Origin of the sequence: Serratia sp. JUb9 (assembly GCF_014298095.1) — a bacterium.
GTDB classification, from domain to species: Bacteria; Pseudomonadota; Gammaproteobacteria; order Enterobacterales; family Enterobacteriaceae; genus Serratia_B; species Serratia_B rhizosphaerae.
The window spans coordinates 4,000,239-4,013,429 of sequence record NZ_CP060416.1 but is presented as its reverse complement, the minus strand read 5'-3'; the positions used below and the strand labels follow the sequence as shown (position 1 = coordinate 4,013,429).

At 62.3% G+C, this 13,191-nt stretch carries 9 protein-coding genes; 4 read left to right on the top strand and 5 right to left on the bottom strand.

Going from position 1 to position 13,191, the window contains the following annotated elements; translation table 11 throughout:
- Positions 1-4: 4 nt before the first annotated feature.
- Entirely contained in the window at positions 5-1,468 is a 1,464-nt protein-coding gene (xylB, locus tag HF675_RS18965) for a xylulokinase (protein ID WP_187043579.1), read from the top strand.
- A 68-nt stretch (positions 1,469-1,536) separates the two neighbouring features.
- Positions 1,537-2,817 carry an RbtT/DalT/CsbX family MFS transporter gene (locus tag HF675_RS18960; protein WP_105229905.1) on the top strand — a complete coding sequence of 427 codons (1,281 nt, stop codon included), beginning with the start codon at positions 1,537-1,539 and terminating at the stop codon, positions 2,815-2,817.
- Positions 2,818-2,858: 41 nt separating this feature from the next.
- On the opposite strand, the gene HF675_RS18955 is transcribed toward HF675_RS18960, so the two are convergent.
- The 5 genes from HF675_RS18955 to HF675_RS18935 all read right to left on the bottom strand — a co-directional run bounded on the left by HF675_RS18955 (position 2,859) and on the right by HF675_RS18935 (position 10,924).
- Entirely contained in the window at positions 2,859-5,057 is a 2,199-nt protein-coding gene (locus HF675_RS18955; RefSeq protein ID WP_187043578.1) for a TonB-dependent siderophore receptor, read from the bottom strand.
- Between the two features lie 98 nt (positions 5,058-5,155).
- Positions 5,156-6,484: a lysine N(6)-hydroxylase/L-ornithine N(5)-oxygenase family protein gene (locus HF675_RS18950; RefSeq protein ID WP_187043577.1), complete on the bottom strand. Its 1,329-nt coding sequence runs from the start codon at positions 6,482-6,484 to the stop codon at positions 5,156-5,158.
- On the bottom strand, positions 6,481-8,232 hold the full coding sequence (gene iucC / locus HF675_RS18945) for an IucA/IucC family siderophore biosynthesis protein (protein ID WP_187043576.1): 1,752 nt from the start codon (positions 8,230-8,232) through the stop codon (positions 6,481-6,483). The genes HF675_RS18950 and iucC overlap by 4 nt, the downstream gene beginning before the upstream one ends.
- The gene (locus HF675_RS18940) at positions 8,229-9,179 is read right to left on the bottom strand and encodes a GNAT family N-acetyltransferase (protein WP_187043575.1); all 951 of its coding nucleotides are present in this window, start codon (positions 9,177-9,179) and stop codon (positions 8,229-8,231) included. Before HF675_RS18940 ends, iucC begins: the two co-directional genes overlap by 4 nt.
- Positions 9,179-10,924 carry an IucA/IucC family siderophore biosynthesis protein gene (locus HF675_RS18935; protein WP_187043574.1) on the bottom strand — a complete coding sequence of 582 codons (1,746 nt, stop codon included), beginning with the start codon at positions 10,922-10,924 and terminating at the stop codon, positions 9,179-9,181. The genes HF675_RS18940 and HF675_RS18935 overlap by 1 nt, the downstream gene beginning before the upstream one ends.
- A 138-nt stretch (positions 10,925-11,062) precedes the next feature.
- Between HF675_RS18935 and HF675_RS18930 the strand changes: the two genes are divergently transcribed.
- Positions 11,063-12,265: an MFS transporter gene (locus HF675_RS18930; protein WP_105229911.1), complete on the top strand. Its 1,203-nt coding sequence runs from the start codon at positions 11,063-11,065 to the stop codon at positions 12,263-12,265.
- Between the two features lie 21 nt (positions 12,266-12,286).
- Positions 12,287-13,165, top strand: coding sequence for a siderophore-interacting protein (locus tag HF675_RS18925; protein WP_187043573.1), 879 nt, complete (start codon positions 12,287-12,289; stop codon positions 13,163-13,165).
- The last annotated feature ends 26 nt before the right edge of the window (positions 13,166-13,191 follow it).

The following is a 13,191-nucleotide window of genomic DNA, read 5'->3' as shown; positions in this document are numbered from 1 at the left end:
GGCTATGTATTTAGGCATCGATCTTGGCACATCCGAAGTCAAGGCGCTGATCGTGGATGAAAATGGCGCGATTGTCGCCAGCCACAGCGCGCCGCTGACCATCCAGCGGCCGCAGCCGCATTGGTCGGAACAAGCGCCGCAGGCCTGGTGGGAAGCGACGGACTATCTGATGGCCACGCTGCGTGAAAAGTGCGGCCAGCACTGGTCAGCCATCAAGGCGATAGGGCTGTCCGGGCAGATGCACGGCGCGGTGTTGCTGGATGACAACGATGAGGTTATTCGGCCGGCTATTTTGTGGAACGACACCCGCAGCGCGCAGGAGTGCGTGGAACTGGAAGACATCGCGCCGGAACTGCATCAGGTGGCCGGCAATCTGGCCATGCCGGGCTTCACCGCGCCGAAGCTGCTGTGGGTGCGCCGCCATGAACCGGACAATTTTGCCCGCATCGCGACGGTACTGCTGCCGAAGGATTATCTGCGCTACCAAATGACCGGTAAAAAAATCTCCGATATGTCGGACGCAGCCGGCACGCTGTGGCTGGACGTGGCGCGCCGCGACTGGTCGGACGCGCTGTTGGATAAGTGCGGCCTGTCGCGGCGTCATATGCCGGCGCTGGTGGAAGGCTGTGAGGTTTCCGCCACGCTGGAGCCGCAGCTGGCCGCGCGCTGGGGGCTGAACCCATCGGTGCTGGTGGCCGGCGGCGGCGGTGATAACGCCGTCAGCGCCATCGGCGTCGGCGCGGTGTCGCCGGGCGATGCGTTTATTTCGCTGGGCACCTCCGGCGTGCTGTTTGTGGTGACGGAGGCTTACCGGCCGGCGCCGCAGTCGGCGGTGCACGCTTTTTGTCACGTGCTGCCGAATCTGTGGCACCAGATGAGCGTGATGCTCAGCGCCGCCAGCTGTCTGCAGTGGTTCTGCCGGCTGGTGGGGGTCACGGAAAACGCGCTGCTGGAGGAGATCGCCCAGCTGAGCGAGGAAGAAAAAGCCGCCGCGCCGCTGTTTCTGCCGTACCTGTCCGGCGAACGCACGCCGCATAACGACCCGGATGCGGTCGGCATGTTCTGGGGGCTGAACCATGCCAGCCAGCGCGCATTGATGGGCTACGCGGTGCTGGAAGGCGTGAGCTTCGGCATGGCGGACGGACTGCGGGTGCTGCAGGAGAGCGGCACCCGTATCGAACAGTGTTCGCTGGTGGGCGGAGGCGCCCGCAGCCCGTTCTGGGCGCAGCTGCTGGCGGACATCCTGAATTTGCCGGTGGTGACGCATAAAGGCGGCGAAACCGGCGGCGCGCTGGGCGCGGCGCGTCTGGCCTGCCTGGCGGCCGGCAAGCCGCTGGCGGCGGTGTGTGAAAAGCCGGAAATCTTCCGCACCTGGCGGCCGGAGGCGGCGCGCCATCAGCGGCTGATGACGCGCTATGCGCAGTTCAATGCGCTGTATGTCAACGACCTGAATTACCGTAAGCACTGATTTTAATAACAATAATACATCGCGGCCGCTCGCAGGGCGGCCCTCGGTACCCTGAAAACGAGGTCATTATGTCGGTAAACAACAAACAGTGGCTCGGACTGCCCCTGAACCTGATATGGGGATATATCGCCATTGCGGTCTTTATGACCGGCGACGGTTTCGAGCTGGCCTTCCTGTCGCACTACATTAAAGAGCTGGGCTTTACGCCGGCGCAGGCCTCTTTCGCCTTCACCCTTTACGGGCTGGCGGCGGCGCTGGCCGCCTGGATCTCCGGCGTGGTGGCGGAGATTATCACTCCGCAGAAAACCATGATGATCGGCTTTGTCATGTGGTGCATTTTCCATGTGCTGTTCCTGGTGTTCGGCCTGGGCGATGCCAACTATCCGCTGATTCTGCTGTTTTACGGCATTCGCGGCCTGGCCTATCCGCTGTTCTTGTACGCCTTTATCGTCGCCATCGTGCATAACGTGCCGAGCGACAGGGCGAGCTCGGCGCTGGGCTGGTTCTGGGCGGTGTATTCCATCGGCATCGGCGTGCTCGGCAGCTATATTCCGAGCTTTACCATTCCGCAGATCGGTGAGTTGGGCACCCTGTGGCTGGCGCTGGTGTTCTGTGTGATCGGCGGCATTATCTCGATGGTGGCGCTGCGCAATACCGAAACGCCGCGCCATATGCGCAACCTCACCACCCGCGAGAAGTTCGGCGAACTGAGCCGCGCGGTGACGCTGCTGTACACCAACCGCAGCATTCTGCTCTCCAGCATGGTGCGTATTATCAACACGCTGTCGCTGTTCGGCTTTGCGGTCATTATGCCGCTGATGTTCGTCGATGAGCTGGGCTTCACCACGCCGGAGTGGCTGCAGGTATGGGCGGTGTTCTTCTTTACCACCATTTTCTCCAACGTATTCTGGGGCATTGTGGCGGAGAAGATGGGCTGGATGAAGGTGGTGCGCTGGTTCGGCTGCGTAGGCATGGCGCTCTCCAGTCTGGCGTTTTACTACATCCCGCAGCATTTCGGCCATAACTTCGCCATGGCGTTGATTCCGGCGGTTGCTCTGGGGATCTTCGTCGCGGCGTTCGTGCCGATGGCGGCGGTGTTCCCGGCGCTGGAGCCGAAGCATAAAGGCGCGGCGATTTCGGTGTATAACCTGTCCGCCGGCATGTCGAACTTCCTGGCGCCGGCGATTGCGGTGGTGCTGCTGCCGTACTTCAGCACCATCGGCGTGGTGGTGGCGTACACGGCGCTGTATGTGCTGGCGTTTTTCCTCTGTCCGCTGATTCGCGTCGAGCAGCCGGGAATTGGCCGGCAGACAAGCGGCGAGGGCGAAACCGCCGGGATATCGTCATAAGGGAAAAGCGGGGGCGCGGCGCGCCCCCGTTCGGGCAGGGATCAGAACAGTACCGAGTAGTTCAGACCAAAGGTGCGGCCGCGGCCTTTGTAGCTATACAGCTCAGGCGCGCCGTAGGTCGGGCTGTACAGGTACGGCGCCCGCTGGCCCCAGGTGGTGGTGTAGTCTTTGTCCAGCAGGTTCTCGATGCTGAAGCTGATTTTCCCCACCGGCAGCATGTAGCTGCCCAGGAAATCGACGGTGTTATAGCCGTCGATTTTTTTACCGTCGGCATCGGAGACGTCAAAGGTCTGCTGCGACTGCATGCGCAGGTTCCAGTCGCCCGGCGCCCAGGCGACGTAAGCGGTGGCTTTTGACGGGCTGGCGGTATCGACCGTCAGTTTCTCCCACTTGCCGTCAACCTTGGTCTGCGACTTGATCAGGTTGAAGGTTGCGCCGGTGCTCCATTCGCCGTCGTCGAAGAAGTAATCCACCGCCCCTTCCACGCCGTAAATCCGGCGCTTATCGTCGTCGAGGTTGATGGTCATATCGGTCTTGTTGATCGAAATGGTCTTGTCGGACAGCGAGTAGTAAGCCGCCACCTGCGTGCGCAGGTTATCGCCGGTGTAGCGCCAGCCCAGCTCGTAAGCGTTGACCTTGATGCCGTCGAGCTTGGAGTCATTGACGTTGACGCTGTTTTTCAGCTGATAGTGGCCGTTAACCAGATCATAGTTGCCAGAACCGTAGTATTTGGCGATATCCGGGATCTCGAAGCCCTGCGAGAAGTTGAACCACAGCTGCTGGCGTTCGGTCAGGTGCGCCAGCAGGCCGGCGTTGAACAGCGCGTTGTTGTAGCTGGTTTTACCGCCCGGCACGGCGTCGGCGGAGTTGGCCAGGCCGTTGGCGATGCCCTGCTGCTGCGCGTAGCCGACGAAATCATCCACCTTGTTCTCGGTGTACTGATAGCGCACGCCGCCGCTCAGGGTGAAGATTGGGTTGATGTCGTAGCTGGCCTGCAGGAACGGCGCCAGGTTGGTGGTGGTGTAGCTGGGGTAACGGCCGACGTTGTAGCTGTTCTCCAGGTGCATGCCGCCGGACTGCTTCGCCTTATCCAGATCGAAGAACTGCTGGTTGGCGTTAAAGCTTTCATGCTCGGCGTCGACGCCGTAGGTCAGCGTCAGGCCGTCGACCGGCTTGCTGTTCAGCGTCAGCTTGCCGCCGTAGAAGTCGGTTTTCTGCTGCGACGCGCCGATGCTGGTGACGTCGCCCTGTTTGCTCAGGGTCGGGAACGGGTAGAAGGTCAGCGACTCATCGCGGTAATAGACCTGCGCCACCAGATCCTGGCCCCAGAAATCGGTGTTGGAGTACTGCAGGTTGATCAGATGACGTTCGGTGCCGGGAATACGGTCGGAGTCGAGATTGCCGCTGTTGGAGGCGGTGCCGTTGCCGGTGACCGCCGAGAAATTCTCCCCCAGATACAGGCCGTGGTCGCCGTCAGACTGGCTTTTGTAATATTGGGTGGTCAGCTGCAGCTGCTGGTGGTCGTCAATATTCAGGGTGCCGGTGCCCATCACGTCGATGCGGTCGGAATATTGCAGGCCGGTTTGGGTATTGTCGATCAATACCTCTTTGCCCTTGCCGTCATACCAGCCGCCGTAGCGCTGATAGGAGACCGACAGGCGCCCGGAGGCGTGTTCGTTACCGCCGCTGACCGCCGCCGCCACGTTTTCATCGTGGTCGTTATGGCCGCCGAAGCCGGTTTTGCCGCCGATTTGCAGCTCCACCTGTTTTTCCTGCTGGCCTTTTTTGGTGACGATATTCACCAGGCCGCCGGTGCTGCCGCCGCCGAACAGCGACGTAGCGCCGGAGATCACTTCAATATGGTCGATATTGAACGGGTCGATCGAATCGAGCTGACGGCTGTCGGTGCGCGAGGAGTTCTGGCGCACGCCGTCAATCATTACCAGCATCGAACGGCCGCGCATGTTCATGCCGTAGTTGGTGCGCCCCTGGCTGCTGACGTCCATCCCCGGGATCAGCTGGGCGAGGATCTCTTTGATCTCTTTGCCGCCCTGCACCTGCTGTTCAATTTCCTGGCTTTCAATCACCCAGGTTGTCTGCGCCATTTCCGTCGCGCTGCGGTGCATACGGTTGGCGGAAACGACCAACTGGTCTTCATTTTTTTGATCGTCCGCCCAGGCGGTCGGCGCCAGCATGGCCAGCAGGCAGGGATTCAGTATCCAGAGGTGCTTGCGTTTCATCGTTATTCTCAATCTTTCCCGTTGTTGTGATTATTGCGCATCCCGGCGGCGGACGCGGCTTCGCGCGCCTTGCTCGCCGCAGGGATGAATATTAAAAACTAAAATTCAGAATAATTCAGCATAGATTGCTCATTTCGTGCTGTCGCCCCGGATTGTTGGCTACGCCACTGAATCAGCGACGGGCTTGAGGTTAAATCAAACGCTTCCTGCCCCAGCGCCCGGTTGAGAATGCGCGCCGCGCGCCAGGCCATCAGGCTGAGCTGCGGTTCGGCGATGCCGTGGCTGTGCATGCCGGCATTGACGGCAAACAGGCAGTTTTCCGCCGGCCCGTCCCATTCCAGGGTAAAGTCCGGCGCCACGCGATAGTTATCGTCGTCGGTCAGCCGCAGCCGGTCGGCCAGCGGCGCCAGAAACGCCGGGCGCTCCGGCTGATAGCCGGTGGCGAAAATCACCACGTCGCTGTCAAAGGTCTCTTTGCCCTGATCGAGGTGGTGGTGGGTGACCAGCTGGTAGCCGTTGCCCTGCGGCTGCATCGCCGCCAGCGAACGGCTGGGCAGCAGGCGCGCCCAGGGCGTTTCGCGCAGCACTTCAAAGCGGTGATACATGGCGCGGTAAATCGCCAGCAGCGACTCGGCGGTGATGCCGTCCGAGGTCATCTTCTGCTCCGTCAGCATGCGCTGCTTGGCGCTGTCGTTCAGGGTATAGAAGCTTTCCACGTAGTCCGGCGTAAAGTACTCGTTGGCGAACGCCGCTTCGTCCAGCGCATTGTAGTTGTTGCGGCGCGATACCCAGTTGAGCTGTACCGGCTGGCCCCACTCGCCGCGGAAAATATTCAGGAACAGATCGGCGCCGCTCTGGCCGCCGCCGACCACGGTGACGCGTTTGCCGGCCAGATCCGGGTTGCGCAGCGCCATTTCGCTGGCGTGGAAGCAGCGATCGTTCTGCTCGCTGACGCACTCCGGCAGCAGCGGTTTTTTACCGATGCCAAGGCACACGTGGCGCGCCCGGAAGGTGCCGCGCTGGGTGGTGACCTCAAACAGCCGCTGCGTATCGTTGAATTCCACCCGTTGGATCTCCTGGCTGAATGCCAGCGAGCTGAGTCCGTTGGCCGCCCAGTCAAGGTAGTCGGCAAACTCTTCGCGCGATACGGTGCGCTGTTCGGTGGTCAGGAAGCGGTAGAACTTTTTACGTTTTACCAGATAGTTGAGAAAGCTGTACGGGTTGGTCGGCGCCACCGCACTGACCAGATCCTTGAGAAAGCTGGTTTGCATATGGCAATCTGGCACCATCATGCCCGGGTGCCAGGAGAAGTGCGGCTTGCGTTCGAGAAACAGGCTGTTGAAACCGTCGACTTCGCTGCCCAACGCGGCAATGCTGAGGTTGAACGGACCGATACCGATGCCGATGAAATCGAGGGGCTGATTCATTGGGCAGACTCCTTGGAGACCAAATAAAGCGGGTTATCCAGATCCTGCAGATAGTTCGGCAACATGCGGCTGCCGCCATCGTGTTCTGAATAGGTAAGTTTCACCGGGTTGAGCACCACGCGAATAATTTGTGGTTTAAACAGACTGAAAAGTGCAAAGCGTTCCGCCATGTCCGGGTGCTGCGCCATATAGTCTTGCAGCACCGTCGCCAGCAGTTGATAAAAACGTTCTTCGCTGATTTGGCAACTGGCCATCAGCGGGGAGATAAAGCGCAGCACGGTGACAAAGTGTCCGGTCTGCAGATCGTGAATCAGGTAGTCGGCCGGCAGGCGCACGGTGACGTCCTTCACCGACTGCGGCAGCGACGCCGCTTCGGCAAATTCCTGCTCCACCAGGCGCATATCGCCCTGAAAATCCTTCAGCAGCACGCGCTGCGGCACGTAATCCTTCATCACCAGCGTGATGTTCTGGCCGTGGGCGATCAACGCCACGCCGTAGCGGCACATCAGGTGGTACATCGGGATCACCACCGCCCGGAACATCTGCGTCAGCCAGGCCTCGGCGCTGAGGCCGGAGCGCTCAATATAGGCGGCGATCAGCGGTTGGCCGTGGTTGTCGGTTTCCATCAGCGTCGCCATCAGTATCGCCTGCTCACCTTCCTGCAGATAGCCGGACGGATTTTCACGCCAGATCACGCCGAGCATCTCCTGATAGCGGTAGGGCGCCTGCGGCAGGCTGGCGTAGGTCTGGTGCGCCATGTAGCCGGCCGCCGGTTCGCCCAGAATCTGGGCGCCGCTGGCGCGCAGCGTGGCGTCGCCGGCGAAGATCTGCTGCAGCCAGCGGGAGGCCGCCGGGCCGGCGCCGATATGTTTACCGGGAATGCCGCGGTAGCAGGAGGTGTTGTAAATGGTCAGCGGCAGCTTGATATCAAAGGCCGAGCGGCGGCTGACGTTGGTCAGCGTGCGCAGCGATTGCTGGGCCAGATAGCGATCGCCGAATTCCCCCAGCTCCACCAGTTCGCCGCTCGCCAGCTGCGGCAGGAAGTGCAGGGCGACTTTCTGCTGCCACTGCCACGGATGCAGCGGCACGGGAATCCAATCCTGCGTCAGCTTCAGTTCCTGCCAGCGCCGGTCGAAACGCTGACGCTCACTGACGTCCATGGCGCTGTCCAGCAGGTTATCCAGCGGATAGTCGTCATCGGCGCACCAGACGAAGCTGTCGCGCCGCGCCGCCACCCAGTGCAGGCAAAACTGCCCCTGATACTCCGGCGCATAGCGCTGCAGCGCCTCCAGCCCCCAGCCGCGCCGGCCTTTATTGAAGATAAACTTCGGGTGGCCGGCCAGCAGGCACTGCTGCTCATCAGGATCCAGTGCGATCAGATCCTGCGCGCTCATGCCGTGGCGCGCCGCCCGCAACTGCAGATCGCCGCGCAGGGTGGCGTACAGATCTTCCAGGTGCTCGGCGATTTGCGCGTCGCTCATGGTCAGCACCTGCGCCAGCTGGCGCAGTGTCTGGTCTGCCGCCAGCGGCTGGTCGCCGCAGGAGAGCGAATCGGCGTCGATATGCAGCCAGCCCCAGATGCCGCGCCGGGCGCGGAAGCGGTAGACCGTATCCCCCAGCGCGATGCGCTGCCAGCCCTCGGCTTCGGCTTCGGCGCGCAGCGTGCGTTCATACTCAAGTTCCGCCAGGATCTTGGCGATCATCTGGCGGTTGACGTGCTGCCAGTCCGTGTATTCCGTGAGATTCATACCGCTTGCCCCTGGAAGAAATCGTGACGTTGGTTGACGATCAGGCGTGAGCGCTTATGCGGGAAATCAAACTCCTTCACCGTCTGGTAGCCGGCCGCCGGCAGATGGCGGAACAGGCGCTGATTGTCGGCGCGCGGCTCGGCCACCACGCGGGTGGTGCGCGGCTCGTCCAGATAGAGATAGTGGGTCAGCCCGCGCAGCCAGCTGCGGATAAACTGCGCGCCGCGCCACGCTTCTTCGCCCACCAGCATATGCAGGCCGCGGTCGAACGGCTGCCAGCGGTAGTGGCGGCCGATGCGGTCTTCCGCCGCCCAGTAGACTTCGAAATAGCCGAACGGCTGGTCGTCGAAGCAGCCCAGCAGCGGGTAGCAGTAGCTGGAATCCAGCTGACGCTGCAGATAGGCCGCCTGTTGTTCCTGCGGACCGGTCATCTCCCAGAATGCGGCGACGCGCGGGGCGTTCATCCAGCGGGTGAAGCGCTCCGCATCCTGCGCCACTTCCGGCAGGCGGAAGCTCAGCGTGTGCTTGATCTGCGGGTCGAAACGGCGGTAGACCTCGCCCTGCGGACGCGCCGGGCGCTGCGGAAACCACAGCTCGCGCTCGGCGTCGTATTGCATCTGTCCGCCGGCCGGCGCGCGCGGTGCCGTCAGCCACAGCGGCAGCTGGTAAAAGACTTCACGCGCCAGATAGTCGCCGTGCGCCAGGGCGAACAGCGCCTGCGCCTGCGGCTCTTCACGCCATGCGGCATACGGCAGGGCGATGCCCGTCAGCTGCGGCGCGGCGACCAACAGCTGATCCAGCGCCTGCACCAGCCAGCCGTCGGGCAGGGCGACGCCCGGCGGGTGCAGTACCGCGCTGCCGTCCAGCCCGAGGCTCAGCGGCAGGTTTTGCGCCAGCATTTCGCAGCGGAAGCCGCCGGCGGCATGCATCAGTTTGGCGATCGACATTATTTATCCTCCTGCGTGCGCAGCGGGTTGGTGAAATCAAAGTAGATCACCGCAGGGTCGACGATGGTGTTTTCGTTATGGTCGTGCAGGTAACAGAAGAAGTTGCCCTTGCAGTTCCAGTGGCTGCTGTCCAATACGTAGTCCAGACAGCGGGTGTCGAGCGCCGTAGCGCGCAGGCCGGCCAGCGCGTCGCGCACCTGTCCCATCAGGTTTTGTTCACTGTCGAAACCGGCGGCGGCCATCGCGGCGGTGACCGCCAGCGTGGAGTTCACCAGCAGGTAGTAGGGGAAGTAGCGCAGCAGTTGCTGTTCGCTAAAGCGGTTTTCCGCTTCGGCTTCGCCGATCTGATCGAGCCACGGCGTCGCGCTGTGGGTAAAACCGCTGCCCTGACAGTCGCGGTACAGCATGCCGACCGGCAGATCCTGCTGCATCTCCACCAGAATATTTTGCTGGTGCGCCAGCAGCACCAGGCCGTAGTCCGCTTCGGTACTGAACAGCGGCAGCAGCACGTGGTTGCAGTAAGCGTCCAGCCAGCAGCGCGCGGCCTGCGCCAGCGGCAGATCAAGGCGTGCGGCCAGGCGGCGCACCGCCGCCGCCAGCAGGCTGTCGCCGCCGTCCGGCGCGGCCTGGGTCAGCGTCACCAGCACGTTGGTTTGCGTATCAGGGCGATCGAACAGCAGGTTGACCCGCAGCGCCATCAGGCTCTCTTCCTGAATCTCGCCGTCTGCGGAGCGCAGACCGGCCCAGCCGTCTTCCTGCATCACGCGCATGGTGGGGTAGCGCGCCTGCAGCGTCTGCCAGCGCTCGGTTTGCGCCAGCCGCGCCAGACGCATGCCGCGTTTGACTTCTTTGACCGACAGCGTACGCACCGAGTTGGTCAGGCGCACGCTGAGGGAGAATTTGATCATGTCGCGGTTGCTTTCGCTGTACAGCGAGCGGGAGGAACTGGTCGGCAGCCAGCGTGCGCCGGCCTCGCCCAGATCGCGCAGCAGCCCCTGTTCAACCAGCGATTGGCACCACGGCTGGGCCAGCAGATGGTCGGCCTGCCACGGATGCATCGGCAGCAGCCAGACGTCATCGGTAAAATGCGCCAGCAGCTGCGGCGCGCTTTCAGCGGCAAAGCGCTGCAGCCGCTGTTGCAGCGTCAGAGTCAGGCTGTCGCCGCACACCACGCGCTTGTCGGCGGCAAACCAGCGCAGCGGGAAGCGCGCGCCGAAGTCCGGCAGATAGCGCCGTGCCTGCTGCGGATCGAACGGTTCGTGGGATTTCGGCGCCGGGTGGAACGCGTGGCCGACCAGCAATCCCTGTTCCGCCTGCGCGAAGTTCAGCGGCCGGTCGCGCAGCGTCGGCCAGTCGAGACGCACTGCGATCGCCTGCTGCGTATTGTCGTGGCTCTCCAGCACGCGCTGGCGGAAGCGCGCCACGGTCTGGTCGTTCAGTTCGCCTTTTACCGCAGGCTTGGCCAGCAGCAGATCCACCAGTTGCTCGACGCTGAGCGCCGTCGCCTGACCGTCGTCTGACTGATGCAGATAGGCCGGGAACAGGTAGTGGTGGTGCTGCGTCGGTGAGGTGTAGCGCAGATTAATGCGGATAGCCTGATGGTGATTAAGAGGAATATGGAGCTGAGGATGTTGCTGGTGGTCGGTGGCCGGAAGAACTTGCCAATCCCGGGTTTCGCGCATTAATGCGTTGAGAAAACACTGCGCAGCCACATCGTTCTTTGCGGTTGCAAACTGAATAGTCATGATCCCAGATTCACTATGAAACAATTGAGAATGATTCTTATATCAAGAATGGTTCACATTCACAATAATCCCGTGGTACAATTTTTAGCATAAATCGCACGTAAAACTCTTATTTTCTTAACGGTTACTTTACTTTTCATGAGCCTATCCCCACAACCGGACGTTCTTGCAGGCGACAACATTGCGCCTGCCAACTGGCCCCTGGCGTTCTGTGCTGGCTTATTGGGCATCGGGCAAAATGGTTTATTGGTGGCGCTGCCGGCATTGGTCAGCATGACCCACCTGTCTCTGTCGGTCTGGGCAGGATTATTGACGCTCGGTTCGATGCTGTTTTTAGTCGGTTCCCCCTATTGGGGACGGCAGTGCGAAGTGCGCGGCTGTAAATATGTGGTGCTGATGGCGCTGGGCGGCTATCTGCTCAGCTTTGCGCTGCTGGCGCTGGCGGTATGGGGGTTGGCGGCAGGCTGGCTGCCCCCGCTGGCGGGCCTCGGCGCGCTGGTGGCGGCGCGTATTCTGTACGGCCTGACGGTGTCCGGCATGGTGCCCGCCAGCCAGACCTGGGCGCTGCAGCGCGCCGGCCATGAGCGTCGCATGGCGGCGTTGGCCACCATCAGTTCAGGGCTGAGCTGCGGCCGTCTGCTGGGGCCGCTGTGCGCGGCGCTGGCGCTCTCCCTACATCCGATGGCGCCGCTGTGGCTGATGGCCCTGGCGCCGTTGCTTGCCCTGCTGGTGGTGTGCCGCCAGCAGAACGATCCGCCGCTGCCGCCGGTGGCGCAGCAGCAAAACCGTTTGCAATGGCATATGCTGCCGTACCTGCTGTGCGCTCTGCTGCTGGCGGCGGCGGTCAGCCTGATGCAGTTGGGGCTGGCGCCGCATCTGACCCCGCTCTTCCAGAATTCGACAACGCTGGTCAGCCACCATGTGGCGATCCTGCTGAGCGTGGCGGCCGGCTGTACGTTGCTGGCGCAGTTTCTGGTGGTGCGGCCGCAGCGTTTTCCGCCGGCGCAGTTGCTGCTAATTGCCGCGCTGCTGATGGTGGTAGGGTTGGCACTGATGTGCGCACAGCCGCTGGCGCTGTTTTATCTGGGCTGTGCGCTGACGTCATTTGGCGCAGCGATGGCCACGCCGGGTTACCAGCTGCTGCTGAATGACAAACTCTCTACCGGCAAAGGTTCCGGGGTTATCGCCACCAGCCACACGCTGGGCTACGGGCTGAGCGCTTTGATGGTGCCGGCGGTGGCGAAATTTTACGGCGAGTCGCAGCTGATTGCGGCGGCGCTGGCGATGGCCGTCCTGCTGGGCGGCGTAAGCGGCTGGCTATGGCGCCGGCGAGAAAAATAAATAAGCGGGAGAGGCCGTCAGATGTCCGCGAGCTATCGTATTTTTGATGTTCAGTTAACCGAGAAACGCCAGATTTCCCCGTCGCTGGTGCGTTGCGTCTTCAGCGGTCCGCAGGTGAGCCGGATGAAGCTGGAAGCGCCGGACCAGCGTATCAAGCTGCTGTTCCCGAGTGCGGAAGGGCAGTCGTTGCAGCTGGCGAACGGCGATGACTGGTATCGCGACTATATGGCGATACCGAAGGCGCAGCGGCCGGTGATGCGCACCTATACCCTGCGTGCGCTGCGCAGTGAGCGGCAGGAGATGGACGTTGAGTTTGTGCTGCACGGCGACAGCGGCCCGGCCTCTGCCTGGGCAACGCATGCGCAGGTGGGCGACGCCATTCAGATTGTGGCGCCCAACGCCGATTTTGCCGGCGACAGCGGCGGTTATGAATGGGCGCCGCCGGCGCAGATGAACCAGGCGCTGCTGATTGCCGATGAAACCGCGCTGCCGGCGGCGATGGGCATTCTTGAACGTCTGGCGCAGCAGGACAACCCGCCGCGGGTGCAGGCCTTTTTTGAAGTGCCGCTGGCCGGCGACTGCGTCAGCGTGGCGCAGTTCCCGTTTGCCGAGGTGTTCTGGCTGCCGCGTGACGTCGGGCCGCAGCAGTTGCACGGCACGCTGCTGCTGGAGTCGGTGCGCCGCCGGGTGACGATTCCCGATTCTGCGCGCGCCGAAGCGCAGTCGCTGGCGGAAAACAGCCTGGGCGGCGAGGTACTGTGGGAAAGGGCTGAGGGCGCCTGCAGCTTTTACGCCTGGGTCGCCGCCGAATCGTCGACGGTGAAATCGCTGCGCCGCTATCTGGTTGGTGAATGCGACCTGGATCGTTCCACGGTCAACTTTATGGCCTACTGGTGCTGATAGCGTAAGCCGCCAGGTTAGTGGCT